This window comes from Bacillus paramycoides, from assembly GCF_038971285.1.
GTDB lineage: Bacteria > Bacillota > Bacilli > Bacillales > Bacillaceae_G > Bacillus_A.
This window is the reverse complement of the sequence record NZ_CP152427.1, coordinates 1,002,919-1,019,452: the sequence shown is the minus strand read 5'-3', so window position 1 is coordinate 1,019,452 and position 16,534 is coordinate 1,002,919. Positions and strand designations below refer to the sequence as shown.

Sequence of the window (16,534 nt, the reverse complement as noted above, 5' to 3'; positions counted from 1 at the left end):
ACAATCTTTTGATGAACTTACAGAATTAATTTCTATATCAATATAAAAAAATATCCTTTTCCCATTCAATTTCGCACTGTTAATTTGTATAGAATACATAGAATACTGTTTTTCACCCCAGATGCAATGACAACGCTACACAAAATAATCCACGATCCATTAAATGTAAATCCGCCTTCAAATGTATTAGTAATAATTATGTTGCCGATTATTAAAAGAATCCATGAAATGGAATACTGTTTTCCATTTGTAATATATAAAACTCCATCCTCATAACAAACTGTAATTCCTCCACCTTGCCAAACACCCATAGCGAAAGAAAAAAGCGTAACTGCCAATAACTCTGCTTGTAAATCTCTAGTCATTGGTTGCGGCGCCGTATAAGTAATAATCCCTATCATCAGGAGAAAAGTAATAATATATATCCAGTTTAATTTTGTTTGTTTACTTTGCAGCCAAATAAAGAAAATTACTACAGAAATTAAAAACAAAGTTGCCATTTAATTATTCTTCTTCCTTTCCCACATTAAAAACGTCTGTGTAATGCAATTAGAGCGTTCTTAAATCTCTCATACTTTCTAAAGCATAACATGAGAAAATAATAAAAAAATCGTACAAAAGGGCAAGCCTATAATGTACGATTGGGCATATATAATGTTTTAAAAATGAATTAACTTCCTTTCAATAGATACAGCTACTGCTTCTGACCTTGAATTAACACCTAATTTATTGTATATATTTGTTAAATACGCTTTTACTGTTCGTTCAGCTATTCCCATATCGAATGCAATTTCTTTATTCTTATTTCCACGCGCAATAGCTTTCAACACAAACAATTCTTTTTCTGTTAAGTTATTTTCTTCAACCTTATCAGCATATACTTCTTTCCTTTTATAATTCACTATCTTTTCCATAATATTAGGTTGTAGTAAAATCTCACCTCGAATAGCCGCTTCCAATGTTCGAAACAAATTCTCACGATCCGTATCTTTTAGCAAATATCCTTTTGCTCCTAACTCAATTCCCTTTAACATTAATTCATCTTCGTTATAAGTAGTTAATATAATAATCGGCGTATGATTTTGTTTTTTATTTAAAGCCTCAATTGTTTCTAAACCACTCATTTTAGGCATATTTAAATCCATTAAAATAACATCAGGTTTCTTTTTTTCTATGAAAGAAAGGGCTTCTTCTCCGTTTGCAGCCTCACCTATAATTTGAAATGAATCACTCGTTTCTATTATTAATTTCAGACCCTCTCTTACAACGAAATGATCATCCACAATTAATACGTTATACTTCATTGCTATCTCCTTCATTATTGATAGGTACTTGAATACACACTTTCGTACCCTTCATCTTTTCACTCAATATATGTATTTCTCCATTAATCAATCGAACTCGCTCATTTAAGCCAATTAAGCCGTAATGTCCAGGGCTCTTACCGATATATCCAGTGTCAAAACCAATTCCATTATCTTCAACTTCAATAGTAAGTTTTTCAAGGTTATCGCTATATTCAACTTTCAAATTTACATCTTTTGCCTGCGAATGTTTTGCGATATTCGTTAAACATTCACTAATTACATATAAACAATGTTCCTTTACTAAACTTGAAATATGCGGGGGGCTTTGAATAGTAAATCTCACATGTATAGACGTAGCCTCAGAAAAACGTTGAACTTCTTCCTCTACAGCTTTATTAAATGAATTAGTAGTATGACGCAAATCATCAATAACCAGCCTTGCGTCGTGTAAAGTTTGTCTCGCTCTTATCATAGTTTGTTTCATAATTTCTTGAGATCGCCCTGTATTCCCTTTTTGCATATGAGCATCTATTGCTTCCAATTGCATAATTAAGCTTGCTACACCTTGCGCTAACGTATCGTGTAAATCCCTTGCCATTCGCTGCCTTTCATTAGCTAATGTCAATTCTTCTACTCTCATATATGCAGACTCTAACTCTTGAATGTAGCTCTGTATGCGATTACGTGCAGCATATTGCTGCTTATTAATATAAGAAAAAGGAATAATAATTGCTAGTACTAAAAGGAACATAGAGATAAGAATAGCTACTTTATTCACACCATAATTCATACTAATCGCAGTACAAAATATGGCATACATGAGAGTAAAAACTGCCATTACTTTAAATATATTGTTATAAACATATAGACTTTGGGCAATTAAAATAGGCGTTAATCCAACAAAAATAGCTATTGAACCATTTGGTACAATAAATGCAGCAAGAAACACAATGAAGAGTTGTATAAAAAAGAAATACAACAATTGTCTATTCTTTAATGAACTTGCATACCAATGAAAGATAGTATGAATAACAATAATTATTGTGAAGAAGAAACTATCCATTGAGAGAATATTATTACGAAATTCTAAAAGCATTGAAGCTATATATACGAGTGTAATCCATAAAACAACAAACCTTCTTGGAATAAATACCGCTTCCAATACATTTGTATCCACGTCTATATTTGAATTCATTTTTTTCATATTCGACCTCCATTATTATATTATACAAGATGCAGCTTACATTTTGATAAAGTGAAACTTTAATTAGTTGGGCTTTTTTCCATCCCCATTACAGAATATAAATATGAAATATTGCATATCGAAATGCATTGATATAATTGTAAACGCTTACTATAATAAGCGTATAAAGATTTATTGCATCTTACCATTAAAAAAGGAGGCACTCATATGGAAATCGCAATGGCAGTTTTAAAATTTGTAGGTGGAGTAATTCCATTAGTTCAAGAGCTTTTAAAAGCATTCATGTAAGGTTATCATTCAGCAATTATCTATAATAATTATCATACAAATGATCTGTATATCAAAAACAAATTGATACACAGATCATTTGTGTGAGAAAACTTTATACGAGAACTATGTAACCTAGTAGAACAATAATAATGCATCTATCTCAAGTTAGAAAAAGACGCTCACAAGAGTGTCTTTTTCTTATATTACTACGTATTCAGAAGAAATCGATTTTATCAACTAGATAAACGACGAATTTCTGTTCCCTTTTATTTTTTGATAACAAAATAATCACTCTAACCAAAAATGCTATAATTAACCTTATCAAACTAAGGGGGCACATTTATCTTGCACGGAAAATACATTCAATTTCATGAGTTTGGTAACCCAAAAGATGTGTTACAAGTTGAATATAAAAATATAGAACCATTAAAAGAGAATGAAGTTTTAGTTCATATGCTAGTTAGACCGATTAATCCATCTGACTTAATTCCAATAACGGGGGCGTACGCTCATAGAATCCCTTTACCTAACATACCTGGCTATGAAGGTGTTGGTATTGTAGAAGATGTGGGCGCGGGCGTTACGAGAGACCTTATCGGTAAACGTGTTTTACCGTTACGCGGAGACGGTACTTGGCAAGAATATGTGAAGACGTCAGCTGACTTTGTAGTTCCTATTCCGGATTCCATTGATGATTTCACAGCGGCACAAATGTATATTAATCCTCTTACGGCGTGGGTTACTTGTACAGAAACGTTAAACTTACAGAGTAATGACGTTTTATTAGTGAATGCTTGTGGATCCGCTATTGGACATCTATTTGCGCAGCTATCACAAATTTTAAACTTCCGATTCATTGCCGTTACAAGAAATAATAAGCATACAGAAGAGTTACTGCGCCTTGGTGCTGCATATGTAATTGATACTTCCACTGCCCCGCTTTATGAAACCGTTATGGAATTAACGAACGGGCTCGGTGCGGATGCTGCAATTGATTCTATCGGAGGACCGGATGGAAATGAATTAGCTTTCTCCGTACGTCCAAACGGGCACTTTTTAACGATCGGTCTTCTATCAGGAATACAAGTGAACTGGGCAGAGATTGTCACGAAAGCAAAAGTGCACGCGAACATATTTCATTTACGACATTGGAATAAAGAAGTATCACCATATAAATGGCAAGAAACGTTTCGTCATTTAATTCGCTTAGTAGAAAATGAGCAATTACGTTTTATGAAGGTCCATTCTACGTATGACTTAGCGGATGTGAAAACGGCAGTTGATGTTGTGCAGTCTGCTGAGAAAACGAAAGGGAAAGTGTTTTTGACGAGTTATTAACTACAATTGAAGTGGGCTTTTTGATTGACCTTTTAAATAGACTAGATAATACATTTAGGAACGAAAATTTGTAAGTATCTGGTATAATTCTATTAAAAGGTGAAAGGAGCTTCTAACATGTGGTTCATTTCGGCAATTTGGCCTGTTATACTAGTCGGGGGAATTGTAGTATTTGTAATAAAAAGATTGGAACATAAATATAAGCACGGCAAATTGGGTAAGAAAAAATCAAATGAGGCTCAAATTTTATTAGACAGTTTCATACCGATAGGAATGTTTATTGGCTGTATAATTGGTTTGATTTTCGGCATGTTTTTCCCGGTTTATTCACTTCTTGCAGTGAGTTTAGGATCCGGAATCGGCTATTTATTGGGGTTTTTCGCCTATGAAATTTATAGCAAGACAGGAAACAACTTTTCCTAATCAAAAAAATAAGCGGGACAGTACATAGTTGTCATCAAAATATGTACTGCCCTTTATTTTTGCATCAACGTTATCACCGTACCTTCCACATCCTATACACCTTTTTGATTGATTTTCCTCTCCTCCCTCTTTTGTATATTCGCTTTTTTGTTTTCATTAGATCTATATCCATAGTAAAGTAGAGCACATGTAATAACAGATCCTACAATGTATCCTAAAAAACACCCTAACCAAAACATAATGTAATCGCCTCCATTCATAATAAATTTTATGTACTATCACTCTTTACATGCTCAATCGTTTATTTCTATCAACTATACACTCTCTAAAGCTATTCATACCATTATTTCTCTTCTTACCTCAAATAACAATTTTATTATTTGTCATAAAGTTAACGTTTTTCCATATTATTACTTTTATCTTTAAAAATAATATACTACATTTGAAATAAGCAGGCGAGTATATTGGCTCTTCTCCCTCTTACCTTTAGTTATGAACAAAAAAATCCCCTCAAAGTATAAACTCCAAGGGGCGAGCCTGTTTTTTATTTACTTATATACGTACAGCTGTACCACTTACAGCAACCATTAACATTCCGTCACGAACAACCTCATAATCTACGTCAACACCAACGATAGCGTTCGCACCTTTTTGTTTTGCAAGTTCTTTCATTTCATCCATTGCGATATCACGTGCTTCTTTTAGCTTACTTTCGTAAGAACCAGCACGACCACCGACAACATCACGAACAGAAGCGAATAAATCGCGGACAATATTTGCACCCATAATAGCTTCACCATTTACAATATCAATATACTCAATAATTTCTTTACCTTGAATTCCAGAAGTTGTTGTTACAATCATGACTGACACTCTCCTAATAAGTTGTAGTTTGAATAAGCTTTCTTATGTCTTTATTATGACATGGAACAAGCAACGAATCTATTGAATTACCTTACAGGAGTGTGACAATTTTGTAAGAATAAAACGCCTATTCCATTTAATAAAACGCTTTCACATTTGGATACATAAACGATTCTCTATTTTCTCTCCAGTCCTTTTCTACTTGTTTAAAAGTTGGTCGTCCTAATTCTTCCTTGTTTCCCTGTTTATGAAACCATTTCTTTACATACTTCTCTCCATTTTTATTTTGCACTGTACAAAGGAAGCTATTACTACTATCCTTTAATATTTTTACAATCACGAAAAGACACCTCTTCCTTTCTCAATATCATAATAGGACTTGATCTTTTACTATAAGCCCTTCCTCTCTTATAGTCATACGACTCCTCGGTCGCGCCAAAGTTGTAAGATCAAAAAACGATATTCATTATGTTTAAATATGTGACGTACATATTATTTAAAGAAATCAGAGTTATACGCATTGTGCTTATCAAATATTTTATAAATTTCTAACTTATCATCTAATGTTGCATCTACTAAAATTAATATATTTCCATCGTGAATGTATTCTTCATATTTCTTAGCGTGTTCTTCTGGAATGCCTAATCCGATAAAAGCTCCTATTAAACTTCCAGCTCCTCCGCCAATACCGGCTCCTCCAATAGCTGCCGCAATAGGTCCCGCTGCTACAATTGGGCCCAGTCCAGATACGGCAAGTACACCAAGACCTGTTAATAAACCACCGAGTCCACCTGCTACTCCTCCAGCTACAAGCCCTGTCGCTGAAAAAATATCCCCTTTATGTGCAGTTTCATGATTCACTTTTTCACCCGATTTTTCTTCCAGGTGTTCAATTTCCTCTTGATTCTTTGCAATAGCTGAAATGTTATTAGCCGCATACCCTTTATCTTTTAATTCATTAATAACGAGTGCTGCATCATCAATTGTTCTAAAAATACCTACTATTTTTCTATCTACATTCATAACTAGTAACCTCCTAAAGTTTTATATCATTTATCTTTATTACTCTTCGTTTTTATATACACTAATTTTTTTATTCACATAACCATTTACGAAAAATGCTAATAATAAAAGGACTACAAGAGAACTACTTAACAAGTAAATGAAGTCAAATGTAATATCCGTTATCATTTTATCCATATGTAACAGTCTCCTTTTTATTTAAAGTAAAAGTATAGAACCTTACAATTCATCTTCGGTCAATCTCTTTATGGTATATGTATACCCTTCCCAACCCTTTCTAAACGTAAAAAACTATAATTATATTTTTTTAATTTTATATGTTTAACATTTTTTAAAACGGGTACGTTTATATTGTTATGCTTACTATACAGAAAGGAATATTACGATGAATGCCATTCAATCTACTACTATTCTTTATAATGAAACACCTACAATAACGCAGATTCATCATTTTTATGCTTTAATGACAACATTTCAAACGAATGTATTTATAGGTAAACATGGAGCACTTACTTCTATTAAAAACTTAAGCACATTAGTATCATTTTTCCTTACTGTCAAAAAGAAAGAACTTGTATTATTTATCTTTGAAGGAATAGATGCAAAAAAAGCTTTAAGAACACTTTTTCCTGCTTAAAAGTTTTATGATTCTCCTATTCCCTCGATTGTTACTTTTCATATATAGTTTTATATTTCAAAATGATTTCCTCTATGAAAAACGAACCCCCTAATACAATAGGGGGATTTCTAGTTTGGCCTTACGAAAACTGATATAATATATATTACGTTTTCATTCTTTACGATTGAAAACTTTTAATAATCTTGAAGGTAGGAATTTTTGATGAAATCGAAAGCAAAATTTAGTATTCGCTACAAAATTATGGCTGGTTATTTAGTTATCATTTTGTTCTTACTTATTTCTTTCATTATGCTAAACAATGAGATTTCCAGTTTACAAAAATCTCGTAATTTTATTATTGAGCACGATTTTAAAGTTCTTAATTTAACGAATCAAGTGGAGAAAGATTTACTCACAATTGAAAATAAAGCGAAAGGATTTATCACTTCTAATGATGCAAATTACGTTCAATCCCTTAACGCTGCGGAAAAGGATTACGAAAAACATTATCAAGATCTTTTAGCTCTATTAGAGGATAACCCTTCTCAGCAAGAAAAATTAAAACAGATTAATGAAAACATTACTAGTTGGATTAATAAAGAGATTCACCCATTCATTACAAATCACAATAATAATAACGTACAAGCAATCGACACGACTCAAATTCAATCATTACAATCGCAGCTAACTAACTTCCGTAGTGTAGAAGAGCAACTAACGAAAAAAAGAGCTGCACAATTAGATACTGAAAATAATAAATTAGAGATTTGGTTATACAGCTTATTGTTCTTACTTTCTTGTATTTCCATTATCATTTCACTCTATATTTCGAATTCCATTACAAAAACGATTAAAAATGTAATTCAAGCTATTAAATCCATTTCTTCTAAAGAAAAAATTACAGAAAGAATTCATGTAAACAGCCATGATGAAATAAAAGATCTAGCTCACACAACGAACCACTTACTAGACGAAATATCGAAAAGAGAGTGGTTGCAAACCGAGCTTGCAGAATTAATTTTAATGTATCAAGGTGTATCTTCTATTGAGATGTTAGGTAGCAAAATTCTTAGTGGGGTTATACAAAAAACGCAAACTTCTTGCGGTGCATTTTATGTACGTGAAGAAATTGAAGACACTGTCTACTATGTAAAAAAAGCTTCTTTCGCCGGTCAAGGTCCTGATGTTGGAAAACAGTCCATTAAAATGGGTGAAGGTTTCATTGGACAGTCTGCTTTAGAAAAGAAAAGTTTTATTCTCAGGGACATACCTGAAGAGTTTCGTTACGTTACTACTGGATTATTAGAAATACGCCCTAAAAACCTACTAGTCATCCCTATCTTATTTGAGGATGAAGTGATCGCAGTAATGGAGTTAGTAAGTGTAACTGAGATTTCAGACTTACATCAAGACTTAATTCAACAAACTGTTGATAATCTAGGTTTAACAATCCATAGCATTATGGGACGTATGCGAATTCAAACTCTTTTACATGAATCACAAGCAATGACAGAAGAGTTGCAAGTTCAATCAGAAGAATTGCAAACGCAAGCTGAAGAACTACAAATGCAAGCCGAAGAATTACGAACAACGAATGAACAACTAGAGTCTAGAACGGAAGAGGCGGAGCAAAAGACAGCTGACTTACAAATTACTAAATCAGAATTAGAAGAAAAAGCAAGTGAGTTATTACGTAGCTCAAAATACAAATCTGAATTTCTAGCAAATATGTCACATGAATTACGCACACCGTTAAATAGTATTTTACTATTATCTGAAATGTTAAAAGAAAATCATGATAATCATTTATCCGACGATGAAATTGAATTAGCAACCGTCATTCATTCATCAGGAAAAGATTTACTTACTTTAATTAATGACATACTTGATTTATCGAAAGTAGAAGCTGGGAAACTAGATGTGATTTTTGAAGCAACAAATATAAGTGACATGGCAGCAAGTATGCATCAAAACTTTTTACATATCGCTGCACAAAAAAATGTCGAATTTACGATTGAGGACAGTGATACGATTCCTGATCTATTTTATACAGATGCAAAACGGATTGAACAAATTATTAAAAACTTATTATCCAATGCATTTAAATTCACGGAAACAGGATCCGTTTCTTTACATTTCGATTCAATATCAACAACTAATTTAAGTCCTGATATGCAGTCTATCAGTAATGATTGGATGAAAATTTCGGTAAAAGATACTGGTATTGGTATTGCTAAAGAACAGCATCAACTTATTTTCGAAGCCTTTCAACAGGCAGATGGTGCAACGATTCGAAAATACGGTGGTACAGGCTTAGGTTTATCTATTTGTAAAGAGTTTGCTAGATTGTTAGGTGGTTGGATTACGTTAGAGAGTCATGTAGGAGAAGGCAGTACTTTCACCGTATATATCCCTAACCTTCCAAATGGATTAACTGATGTACAAGTATCCAATTTAGAAGTTGCAGCAACGATAGAAGATGTTATTCCTGCTGAAGTTGTGGAGGAGACTATCGTGACGCCAGAAACAAATAACGTCTTCCAAGAGAAAACCATTTTAATTGTCGATGATGATCACCGAAATATATTTGCATTACAAAATGCATTAAAAAAACAACATGCCAACATTATTACTGCACAGAACGGCATAGAGTGTTTAGACATACTAAAAAACAATACAAATATTGACCTTATTTTAATGGATATTATGATGCCGAATATGGATGGTTATGAAACGATGGAACATATTCGAATGAACTTAGGGTTACATGAAATACCTATTATCGCATTAACTGCGAAAGCAATGCCAAATGATAAAGAGAAATGTTTATCTGCTGGTGCTTCAGATTATATAAGTAAACCATTAAATTTACATCAACTCTATTCGGTAATGAGTGTATGGTTAATAAAATAAGTGAGGTTTAGTTTAAGTGGAAAATAAGTATTATAATTTTGATCCATCTGTAGATATGGATAAGCGTACGAACTTAGAAATTGAATTACTATTAGAAGCGGTATTTAAACTATCTGGCTTCGATTTTCGCCAATATGCTCGCACATCTATTTATAGAAGAATTTGTAATCGAATGCAGATCTCTAATATCCCAACCATTTCAAAGTTAATTGAAAAAGTAATTCATGAGGAAGGGTTTTTAGAACAGTTATTAAATGATTTCTCCATTAACGTAACTGAAATGTTTCGTAACCCTAACTTTTTTAAAGGGCTAAGAGAGCATGTCATTCCTGAATTAAAAAAGTATCCTGAAATTAGAATTTGGCACGCCGGATGCGCAACTGGTGAAGAAGTATTATCCATGTCCATCTTACTTCATGAAGAAGGATTAAGTGAAAAAGCTGTTATTTACGCAACAGATATGAATACAAATGTGTTAGAAAAAGCAAAACAAGGCATCCTTCCGTTAAATAAAATGCAAACTTATACGAAAAACTATTTACAAGCTGGCGGTACACAAGCATTTTCTAACTATTATTCAACAGATAATCGTTTTGCTTATTTTAATCCATCTCTTTTACAAAACATTATTTTTGCGCAGCATAATTTAGTAACTGATCAATCTTTTAACGAATTTCATATTATACTTTGCCGTAACGTTTTAATTTACTTTACGAGTAAACTTCAAAACCAAGTACAGCAACTATTTTATGAAAGCTTAGGTCACAACGGATTCCTATGTTTAGGAAATAAAGAAACGCTTCGTTTTTCCGATATAATGCCGCATTATATCCAATTTAATCCGAACGAACAAATCTATCAAAAAATACATTAAAAAGCGTATGAAATCCTTATTTGGATTTCATACGCTTTTTATTTCGCATTCGTTTGTATCATAATGAGGCACATATCATCTGATTGTTCTTTCTTCTGTTCTTCCTTATAAAACCCTTCTATCTCTTCTTCTAAATCTTCCCATTTTCTTTCTGTAAAAGCACGTAATTTCTCTTCAGACTCAAATTCATCATTTGCAATTGCTTCAAGAACACCATCTGTAAACAATGTGATTTGAGCGTTCTTCTCAAAAGATATAACTGTCTTTTCAACTTTTATTTCATCAAAAAATCCTACCGCACAACTCCCGCGATTCAGTTCAACCATATTTGTTTCATCAACTAAAACGTATCCAGAAGGATGCCCTGCATTTACATATTCAATCATTCTCTTTTCTGTATCTACTACTAAATATGTCGCTGTAAAATAATATGGAATATCGTCATTTTCATTATGTAAAAGAGTCATATATTTATTTAAGTCTTTAATGACAAGTTCTGGATCGATTAAAGATTTAATCGTTTCACGTAATACAGACGAAATAAACATACAAACTAATGAAGCAGATATACCATGTCCCATCACGTCTAATAATATAATACCGTAGCGGTTTTCATCGATTTTATACCAGTAATACATATCTCCAGCTAGTTTGAATGAAGGTAAATAGCTTGCTTCAATTTTTATATGATCTTCTCTTAATGGGCTACTTAATAAGTTTCTTTGCACTTGTGTAGCTAAATCCAATTCATTACGAAGGTTTTCTTCTTGTTCTTTATGCCAATTTAATTCCGATTTCAAGCGTAATGCTACACGCATACGCGCTAACAATTCAACTTTATTTATCGGTTTCGTAATATAATCCATTGCGCCTATATCAAGCGCTTCAGCTAATTTATTCGCATCTTCTAAAGCTGTTACAAAAATAATAGGAATATCTTTAAACTTCTCCTCGTTTTGTAATCGCCTACAAACTTCAAGTCCGTCAATTTCAGGCATCATAATATCTAATAGTATTAAATCAATTTCATTATGCCTGGAAGAATCTTTTCCAAAATGGATGTATTCGAAAAGCTCTTGTGCAGAATTCAGCGATACAAGATCCTGATATCCGGCTTGTTTTAAAATTTTTTCAATTACAAAGATGTTAACCGGATTATCATCGACAATTAAAATGGACACAAGTTATTTCCCCTTTTCTTATATAAAATGTAAATCAATTATCATTTTCTATTTTTCTAGTATTGCATACTCAGTTATAAAATGAAAATTTCCTACTCAAACATATTTTTTATACAGCAAAAGAACAAACCCCCTAGAAATGAGAGTTTGTTCTTTCACTCTATAAATTTCTACTTTTAATTTAATACCATTGCTTTATCACTTAAAAGACGATCTAACTCTTCCATATGATTTGTTTCATCTGCGATCATATCTTCTAACTTGACAACTAACTCTGTCATATTTAATTTCGCGGCCTGTTCTTTTCTCGTTTCATAACGCTTAATTGTTTCATATTCTGATTGTCTAGCGTATTCTAACATTTCTCTAACATCTTCTACTTGTTTCACTGGTAAAGGGATCGTAGTAGGTGTACCACCTAACGTCTTAATTTTCTCCGCTAAATATAGGGCATGTCCTTGTTCATCACTAATTTCAGATTCAAAGAAAGGTTTTAACACTTGTCTATATATACCAGAAACTGTAGCAGCATTATGGTTATACATAATAATTGCCGAGTATTCTCCTGCTAAATCTTCATTCAATCCTTCGATTAGTTCTTTCACATCGTGTGACATTTTTATATCTCCTCCTATACTTAATAACTACCCCTTTTCTCATGTTTTAAACATAATTCTTTTAAATTTTTATGTATCTAAAAATGCTGCTTGCTTCAATTTACTTATCGCTTGTCTTTTAATACGAGAAACGTGCATTTGTGAAATACCTAACCGTTCCCCTGTATCCTTTTGATTTAAATTTTCTCCAAATATATAATGAATAACACTCTTTTCCGTATCATTTAATACGTTAAAAATATCCTTTAAAACGAGACGCCTTTCTGTCTCTTCATACCCTTGCTCTACTTCACCTACAGATTCAATCCTAGCTACCGAACTGCCATCAGATGCATTTTCAACTACATCATCTAAGGAAGATACTCGATAATTATTTTTCGCATCCATAATTTCTAGCACTTCCTCTTCGGATAGTCCTAAATGATCTGCAATCTCTATAATCTTCGGTGAACGTTGCAGGTGATCTGTTAGCTCCTCTATCGCAAGTTTAATCTTTCCGCCTAAATCTTTAATTCGCCTTGGAACATGAATACCCCAAGTTTTATCACGTAAATACTTCTTTATTTCCCCTACTATCGTAGGTATTGCAAACGGCTCAAAAGCATTCCCTATCGAATAATCATACCTTCTTATTGCGCCTAAGAGCCCTAACATTCCTACTTGTATAATATCCTCATGCATCGGTCCACCTTTTGAATAGCGATATGCAATGGAATGTACGAGATTTTTATAGTGATTAACTAATCTTTCCTGTGCTTCATCACATTGGTTTTGTTGGAAGTCTGCAATTAGTTTAATAACGTCTTCTTTAGCAAGATTTGTAGGTTGAGATTGGATTTCCATCATTCTCCACCTGCTCTCTTTGTATATATTTTGTCATTAAAACTGTCATGCCCTCATCATGCATAATTTGTATATCATCCATTAACGTATTGATTAAATATAAACCTAAGCCATTTTCCGGCAAATGTTCTACTGGTTTACTAATATCATACGGACCAACTTTCCTTTTTAAGGTGCTAAAATCAAAGCTAACCCCATTATCAGCAACCATAATTTCTAATCGATCTTCATATAGTCCAAAGACAATTGCAATTTCTCCAACGTCTTCTTTGTATGCATGTTGCACAATATTTGTACATGCTTCACTAATAGCAATTTTCATATCTTCTATATCGTCATAAGCAAAGCCCATTCGATTCGCAACACCAGCCATTGTTAAACGAATAATAGCCACATATTCTGCCTTTGCAGGAATTTTCATTTCTATCTTTTCAAATCTCTCCATCATCCCTAGTCACCTTCTTTCTACTTTTTCAAAATCGGAATTCAAATTTAATATTTCTGTTAGTCCTGTAATATCAAATAATCTTTTTAACCTTTTAGATACACCAATAAATTCTAGTTTGCCATCATTTTTCTTAACCGCTTTTAATAGAGCTATAAATACGCCTAAACCTGTACTATCCATATACTCTACCTCAGTAAAATCTACTACAATATGAACCTCTTTTTCGCTTGCAATAGGCATCATCTTATTTTTTAAATCTGATGCCGTATACGCATCAATCTCACCATTAAGTTGTACCGTATAACCTACATCATTTTGCAAAATATTTACTGCCAAATTCATCATTTCCGCCCCCTTATCTCAAACTATTACTATGTAATTACCCATAAAAATTAGTTTTAAACATATTTTTTCATTTTCATTATAAATAAATTTTCTACACCTTTCTCAGCTTAGCACTTAAATCGTACTAATAAATGTTTAAAACTTATAAATTTGTGTATGTATAATGTATAAACATTATTTTTAGGGGGATCTATCTATGGAAGAGCACAACTTTAAAAAGGGAGATTTCGTTCAATTTTCTTATCGACACGATCATGCTACAAAATTAGTTGGTTCCATTATTAACATACTAACGAATACAATTGTAGTGGATATAGGTAATAGCGAAGACTTATCTCATATAGAACCAAGACAAGTCGTAAGAATAAATAATTGTAAAAAGGTAACGATGGCTTAATACATAATAGAAAGTGTAATTCTAATGAGTGGGGGTTCTTCATCCTCCACTCATTCCTATGTAAAATACATAAAAAAAGCATCCAAATTAGTTTAATTGGATGCTTTTTTTATGTATTTTTATGAGCTTATTAACCTTATAGTCACATATAACAAACTTAAGATTACTATCCATTATCATACTTACGCTTTCCGCAGCATTCTAGAAAAGAATGTAACGATTAAAATAAAGACGATTGCACCTAATAAAGCTGGAAGAATAAAGATGCCTCCCCATTCAGGACCCCAGTGACCAAATAACGCACTACCTACCCAAGATCCGATTAATCCGGCAATCACGTTACCAACTATACCTAAAGGAAAGTCTTTTCCTGTAATCATTCCAGCTAACGCACCAATAAGTCCACCTACAATACACGTAATAATAAGTCCCACAATTAAACCTCCTATATTCGTTTTATATTGGATTTATCAAGCTTTAGTATGTAACCAAAGCTTGATAAACATATATTATTCTTTATTATCCAATTCATCACTTATCTTTTGTTTCACTTTTCCGACTTTTTCTTTTATCGTTCCCTTCGTCTTCTCCCACTTCCCTTCATTTTTTAACTCTCTATCTTCTGTAACTTCACCAATCCCTTCTTTTACTTGTCCTTTTTTCTTTTCAACCTTACCCGTAATTTGTTCTTTTAGCCCGTTCTCACTCATATTTACAATCTCCTTTTCGTAATAGATTTATAGATTTACAGGATACAAATTTAAATAGAATACATACATCTTCTTTCTTGTAACCATTCACCGACTCTTTCTAAATCCTTAACGAATAACAAGATTTTTCCTTCATCCAGCTTTTCTTCGTAGAAGTTTGCTTCTTCCTCATTAAGCCCTAACTCTTGCATCTTATTTCTTAACTGATCTCCAGTGTTTTGAAAGACGTTAATAATGCTTGTCCCAAGTCCTTCCTCTTTTATCCCAATTGTATTCACGTCTGCATTGTCTGCGATTCTATTTGTCCTGTCTTTCTCATGTGTTAATACGTAAATATCTTTTTGGTCTATTCCTTTCTTCACTAGATCATTCGCCGCATTCATGACCTCTTTCTCCGTAATAAATTCATATACAAAAGGTTTACTATACTTCGTTTCCATCTTTAACTTCCTCCTTTAAAATGAATTATTTGTTATATTATATGTAGTACACCCATTTTCGAAATGTTAAACATAAAATATGAAAAAAGTTATGTGAATTTTTTCTATCCGAAAACTAGTAGAATAAATCTACTTACAATAACTACCTCAATTAACAGAAAATTATTACAATTAAATGTAAGGAGGGATACTATGAAAAAAATCATATCTATATGCGCTCTAACCGCTCTATCTTTCACTTTAATAGGCTGTGCCAGTACCTCAGCTACAGACAAATCTCCACAAGCTAAACAAGAACAGAAACAAAATGCCTTTCAATTAAACTCCGCAAATATTACAGATATCGAAATACTTAGCACAAAAAATAACAACGTTTCAAAATCTCAAACCGACAACGAAGAAATGATACAATCTATCGTTTCAGCAGTTCAAAAAGGCACGCCTAAAACAATTACACTAGATCAAAAAAAGCGAAAATCTGCACATTCTACTATAACCATTACATATAAAGATGACGCAAAAGAAGAGTTTCTTGTGTGGGTTGATAATAAGGAGCAAATTACGTTTGCTAAAGATGAGAAGAAAGATAAGGTTGAAGGTGTGACAGTGAATATTAAAGATGTGAAAATGATGAAGGATTTCTTTTTAAATTTTAATATAATTGATGTTAAAAAAGAGTAGGATTACATCCTACTCTTTTTTAATCTTGTCCAATAAA

22 protein-coding genes and 1 pseudogene are annotated in these 16,534 nt (G+C 32.6%); 8 read left to right on the top strand and 15 right to left on the bottom strand.

Translation table 11 applies throughout. From position 1 onward, the window contains the following. Positions 1 to 65 precede the first annotated feature (65 nt). From AAG068_RS05215 to AAG068_RS05205, 3 genes are all read right to left on the bottom strand, one after another. Complete coding sequence (locus AAG068_RS05215; protein WP_098671135.1) at positions 66 to 500, bottom strand: hypothetical protein; 435 nt, start codon at positions 498 to 500, stop codon at positions 66 to 68. Positions 501 to 659: 159 nt separating this feature from the next. Continuing rightward, positions 660 to 1,304: a response regulator gene (locus AAG068_RS05210; protein ID WP_000876838.1), complete on the bottom strand. Its 645-nt coding sequence runs from the start codon at positions 1,302 to 1,304 to the stop codon at positions 660 to 662. Then, positions 1,294 to 2,511 carry a sensor histidine kinase gene (locus tag AAG068_RS05205; RefSeq protein WP_342718418.1) on the bottom strand — a complete coding sequence of 406 codons (1,218 nt, stop codon included), beginning with the start codon at positions 2,509 to 2,511 and terminating at the stop codon, positions 1,294 to 1,296. The genes AAG068_RS05210 and AAG068_RS05205 overlap by 11 nt, the downstream gene beginning before the upstream one ends. Positions 2,512 to 2,614: 103 nt before the next feature. Here AAG068_RS05205 and AAG068_RS05200 point away from each other — a divergent pair. The 3 genes and pseudogenes from AAG068_RS05200 (at position 2,615) to AAG068_RS05190 (ending at position 4,542) form a co-directional block, all read left to right on the top strand. Beyond that, positions 2,615 to 2,799: pseudogene (locus AAG068_RS05200) on the top strand (hypothetical protein). Between the two features lie 327 nt (positions 2,800 to 3,126). Further along, entirely contained in the window at positions 3,127 to 4,119 is a 993-nt protein-coding gene (locus AAG068_RS05195) for a zinc-dependent alcohol dehydrogenase family protein (protein ID WP_342718417.1), read from the top strand. 117 nt (positions 4,120 to 4,236) lie between these two features. Further along, a complete protein-coding gene (locus tag AAG068_RS05190) occupies positions 4,237 to 4,542 on the top strand; it encodes a hypothetical protein (RefSeq protein ID WP_342718416.1) in 306 nt (101 codons plus the stop codon). Positions 4,543 to 5,094: 552 nt separating this feature from the next. Here the strand turns inward: AAG068_RS05190 and AAG068_RS05185 are convergent. The 4 genes from AAG068_RS05185 to AAG068_RS05170 all read right to left on the bottom strand — a co-directional run bounded on the left by AAG068_RS05185 (position 5,095) and on the right by AAG068_RS05170 (position 6,606). Beyond that, entirely contained in the window at positions 5,095 to 5,406 is a 312-nt protein-coding gene (locus tag AAG068_RS05185; protein WP_000637511.1) for a YbjQ family protein, read from the bottom strand. Between the two features lie 136 nt (positions 5,407 to 5,542). Then, on the bottom strand, positions 5,543 to 5,746 hold the full coding sequence (locus AAG068_RS05180; RefSeq protein ID WP_210627780.1) for a DUF4028 family protein: 204 nt from the start codon (positions 5,744 to 5,746) through the stop codon (positions 5,543 to 5,545). A gap of 152 nt (positions 5,747 to 5,898) precedes the next feature. Further along, a complete protein-coding gene (locus tag AAG068_RS05175) occupies positions 5,899 to 6,429 on the bottom strand; it encodes a general stress protein (RefSeq protein ID WP_342718414.1) in 531 nt (176 codons plus the stop codon). A gap of 39 nt (positions 6,430 to 6,468) precedes the next feature. Continuing rightward, positions 6,469 to 6,606 carry a hypothetical protein gene (locus AAG068_RS05170; RefSeq protein WP_000359816.1) on the bottom strand — a complete coding sequence of 46 codons (138 nt, stop codon included), beginning with the start codon at positions 6,604 to 6,606 and terminating at the stop codon, positions 6,469 to 6,471. A gap of 208 nt (positions 6,607 to 6,814) precedes the next feature. Between AAG068_RS05170 and AAG068_RS05165 the strand changes: the two genes are divergently transcribed. From AAG068_RS05165 to AAG068_RS05155, 3 genes are all read left to right on the top strand, one after another. Next, positions 6,815 to 7,066, top strand: coding sequence for a hypothetical protein (locus AAG068_RS05165; protein ID WP_128974493.1), 252 nt, complete (start codon positions 6,815 to 6,817; stop codon positions 7,064 to 7,066). Positions 7,067 to 7,270: 204 nt separating this feature from the next. Next, positions 7,271 to 9,961: a response regulator gene (locus AAG068_RS05160; RefSeq protein WP_342718413.1), complete on the top strand. Its 2,691-nt coding sequence runs from the start codon at positions 7,271 to 7,273 to the stop codon at positions 9,959 to 9,961. Positions 9,962 to 9,977: 16 nt separating this feature from the next. Beyond that, positions 9,978 to 10,835 (top strand): CheR family methyltransferase, encoded by an 858-nt coding sequence (locus tag AAG068_RS05155; protein ID WP_342718412.1) that lies wholly within the window; start codon positions 9,978 to 9,980, stop codon positions 10,833 to 10,835. A gap of 38 nt (positions 10,836 to 10,873) precedes the next feature. Here the strand turns inward: AAG068_RS05155 and AAG068_RS05150 are convergent, their stop codons facing one another. The 5 genes from AAG068_RS05150 to AAG068_RS05130 all read right to left on the bottom strand — a co-directional run bounded on the left by AAG068_RS05150 (position 10,874) and on the right by AAG068_RS05130 (position 14,269). Then, positions 10,874 to 12,016, bottom strand: coding sequence for a fused response regulator/phosphatase (locus tag AAG068_RS05150; protein WP_342718411.1), 1,143 nt, complete (start codon positions 12,014 to 12,016; stop codon positions 10,874 to 10,876). 176 nt (positions 12,017 to 12,192) lie between these two features. After that, complete coding sequence (locus AAG068_RS05145; RefSeq protein ID WP_000017757.1) at positions 12,193 to 12,633, bottom strand: ferritin-like domain-containing protein; 441 nt, start codon at positions 12,631 to 12,633, stop codon at positions 12,193 to 12,195. A gap of 69 nt (positions 12,634 to 12,702) precedes the next feature. Next, complete coding sequence (sigB, locus tag AAG068_RS05140; protein WP_342718410.1) at positions 12,703 to 13,479, bottom strand: RNA polymerase sigma factor SigB; 777 nt, start codon at positions 13,477 to 13,479, stop codon at positions 12,703 to 12,705. Next, positions 13,442 to 13,924 (bottom strand): anti-sigma B factor RsbW, encoded by a 483-nt coding sequence (gene rsbW, locus AAG068_RS05135; RefSeq protein WP_048545439.1) that lies wholly within the window; start codon positions 13,922 to 13,924, stop codon positions 13,442 to 13,444. Before rsbW ends, sigB begins: the two co-directional genes overlap by 38 nt. 6 nt (positions 13,925 to 13,930) lie before the next feature. Beyond that, positions 13,931 to 14,269, bottom strand: a complete 339-nt coding sequence (locus AAG068_RS05130) for an STAS domain-containing protein (RefSeq protein ID WP_048526513.1) — start codon at positions 14,267 to 14,269, stop codon at positions 13,931 to 13,933. A gap of 196 nt (positions 14,270 to 14,465) precedes the next feature. Between AAG068_RS05130 and AAG068_RS05125 the strand changes: the two genes are divergently transcribed. After that, the gene (locus tag AAG068_RS05125; protein WP_048526512.1) at positions 14,466 to 14,666 is read left to right on the top strand and encodes a hypothetical protein; all 201 of its coding nucleotides are present in this window, start codon (positions 14,466 to 14,468) and stop codon (positions 14,664 to 14,666) included. A 182-nt stretch (positions 14,667 to 14,848) separates the two neighbouring features. On the opposite strand, the gene AAG068_RS05120 is transcribed toward AAG068_RS05125, so the two are convergent. The 3 genes from AAG068_RS05120 to AAG068_RS05110 all read right to left on the bottom strand — a co-directional run bounded on the left by AAG068_RS05120 (position 14,849) and on the right by AAG068_RS05110 (position 15,816). Further along, on the bottom strand, positions 14,849 to 15,100 hold the full coding sequence (locus tag AAG068_RS05120; RefSeq protein WP_000522902.1) for a GlsB/YeaQ/YmgE family stress response membrane protein: 252 nt from the start codon (positions 15,098 to 15,100) through the stop codon (positions 14,849 to 14,851). A gap of 75 nt (positions 15,101 to 15,175) precedes the next feature. Then, entirely contained in the window at positions 15,176 to 15,376 is a 201-nt protein-coding gene (locus AAG068_RS05115) for a CsbD family protein (protein ID WP_001293464.1), read from the bottom strand. A gap of 50 nt (positions 15,377 to 15,426) precedes the next feature. After that, entirely contained in the window at positions 15,427 to 15,816 is a 390-nt protein-coding gene (locus AAG068_RS05110; protein WP_001970546.1) for a general stress protein, read from the bottom strand. A gap of 192 nt (positions 15,817 to 16,008) precedes the next feature. On the opposite strand from AAG068_RS05110, the gene AAG068_RS05105 reads away from it, so the two are divergent. Then, positions 16,009 to 16,497 carry an LptM family lipoprotein gene (locus AAG068_RS05105; protein WP_342718404.1) on the top strand — a complete coding sequence of 163 codons (489 nt, stop codon included), beginning with the start codon at positions 16,009 to 16,011 and terminating at the stop codon, positions 16,495 to 16,497. Positions 16,498 to 16,534: the final 37 nt, after the last annotated feature.